Source organism: Flavobacterium sp. UBA5153, from assembly GCA_002413745.1.
GTDB lineage: Bacteria > Bacteroidota > Bacteroidia > Flavobacteriales > Flavobacteriaceae > Flavobacterium.
The window spans coordinates 3,786-5,836 of the sequence record DHXP01000033.1; the positions used below are offsets into that span (position 1 = coordinate 3,786).

Here is a 2,051-nt window from a genome sequence, read left to right on the forward strand (position 1 = left end):
AAAGAATTAGTTTTGTAATTAAAACTCCATTGACAATCAATGATAAATTCCTGATAATTTTCACGGGAGGCGGATACCGCAAATTATTCCCTAAAATCATCGCTTTCGAAGAACAGGCACCAACACTGAAACATTTCACCTCTCAGGCTTTTATAAAACCATTGCAAAATAATACTAAATACATAAACGGTACAGACGAACCCTGCAGTTGCAAAAACTACGAAATCAAAATCAGTGAAATACAAATAGCATTATTGGATTACAATATCGCCACCAAGCATATAAAAATTAATCTGTACCTACCCGAATACAACGAGCTAAAGCAATACGAAGATCTAAAATCGAATATCGATTGGATCGTAATGCAAATCGTGGGAGAAATAGCTTTCCGGAAACACATCAAACAAATCCAGTTAAACCAACTACCATTGGAACAAATTGGCCTGTTAAGTTTGATGGAACTTCCTGATTTTATTGAATATCTGTATAAAATTAATTCATGGAAGAAAACAAGACAGCTATAGCTTAACTGATTAAAAAAATCCTTAAAGACATTGTATTTCATTTCGATAAACTATTCGAAATGAAATAATATTTCTAAAATGAGGAAAACCGTAAAACAGTATGATTTTAATGGTTTAATTCTGAAATCAACTTTCAATAATAATTTTCAAATAGCATGTAAAACATTGTATAACCTGTTCACTATTTGAATAGGTTATTACTATTAAAATTTATAAATTTACGTTTTTCATTTTAGTACCAAATTAATGCAAATAGTTCATAAAACAAATGATTTCTTCTACGCAATCTTTTTTAAGAGAAAGCAAAGAACCATGGGAATTGATCCCAATAAAAAAGACTACATCATTTCAAATATTGACGGCAAACGTTTTTCAGAAAATCAAGTACTAAGCAATTACTATGTTTCTTGGGTGTTGTCAATGCCAGAGCAAGTGCAACACCTTGGGTTAGATTTTGGGAAAAAATTTGAAATGGCTAAAAAAATATCTTAAACATAGTATCAAAAATGATAGAAATTGAAAAATATGATTTTTCTTTTACTGCATCTTCATTACGATTAAATGAAATGATTTTAGTTGCTAGTTCTATAAGAGAAAATAGACCAGTAGATTACACAAACGAATTAGGTGGTGGCAAGTCTACAACCGGAAAAAGAATGTTATTTGAATTTAATAAAAGGATTAGCAATCTTACGCAGAAACAAATTGAAATCCTTATCGATGGAGATTTAACTTCTCAAAAACAAATAGCGTTTTTATCTATTTGTAAAACATATTCTTTAATCAGAGATTTTGTTGTTGAAGCGCTTAGGGAAAAATTATTAGTGTTTGATTATCAAATTACACAGGGAGATTACATCACGTTTTATAGAAGAAAATTAGATTTACATCCAGAAATGGAAAAACTTACCGATTTAACCGAGAAGAAGATCAAACAAGTGATTTTTAAAATATTAGAACAAGCGGGAATTATTGACAACATAAAAAAAAGAGTTATTCAACCTCAGATTATTGATAAAAAGGTAATTGATGTTATAGCCTTAGATAATCCCATTTGGCTAAAAGTACTATTCATGAGTGATATAGACATCACTAACATTGAAAATTAAATATGGAAGATATTATTTCAAAATATACGCATTTATACAAAGTAATTTCAACAAATGGTTTCTTAAACAAAGAAGCTTTAGGTGGTGAAATTCCTTTCTTTATATCCACTTATGATGCCAAACAAGAAATTCAAATTCGGGAATCGATTAAACTCTTAAAAAATAAACTGGAAACTTCTGGTATTTCAATTTTGGAAATAAACTTATACGATGTTGTTTGTGAAATTCTGGAAGAAAAAGGTGGAATTGAAAGAATGTTCAAAGTAGAAAAATCTAAAACAAAAGATAAATTCCAAAGAGCATTACAATCCACTTTAAACATTCATCAAATCTTGATGCCAAGAATAAAAGAAAAAATTGAAAAAGCGGATGCCAAGGTGTATTTCCTCACCGGAATAGGAATGGTTTTCCCATACAT

The 2,051-nt window shown here is 29.5% G+C and carries 4 protein-coding genes; all 4 read left to right on the top strand.

Annotated elements, in window-relative coordinates; all coding sequences use genetic code 11:
• A partial coding sequence (locus tag B2145_RS07145) for a hypothetical protein (RefSeq protein ID WP_291100227.1) occupies positions 1 to 524 on the top strand: 524 nt, incomplete at its 5' end.
• 246 nt (positions 525 to 770) lie between these two features.
• Entirely contained in the window at positions 771 to 1,016 is a 246-nt protein-coding gene (locus B2145_RS07150; RefSeq protein ID WP_291100229.1) for a hypothetical protein, read from the top strand.
• 14 nt (positions 1,017 to 1,030) lie between these two features.
• Positions 1,031 to 1,633, top strand: coding sequence for a DUF1819 family protein (locus B2145_RS07155; protein ID WP_291100232.1), 603 nt, complete (start codon positions 1,031 to 1,033; stop codon positions 1,631 to 1,633).
• A 2-nt stretch (positions 1,634 to 1,635) separates the two neighbouring features.
• Positions 1,636 to 2,051: BREX protein BrxB domain-containing protein (locus B2145_RS07160; protein WP_291100235.1), on the top strand; the 416-nt coding region annotated here is incomplete at its 3' end.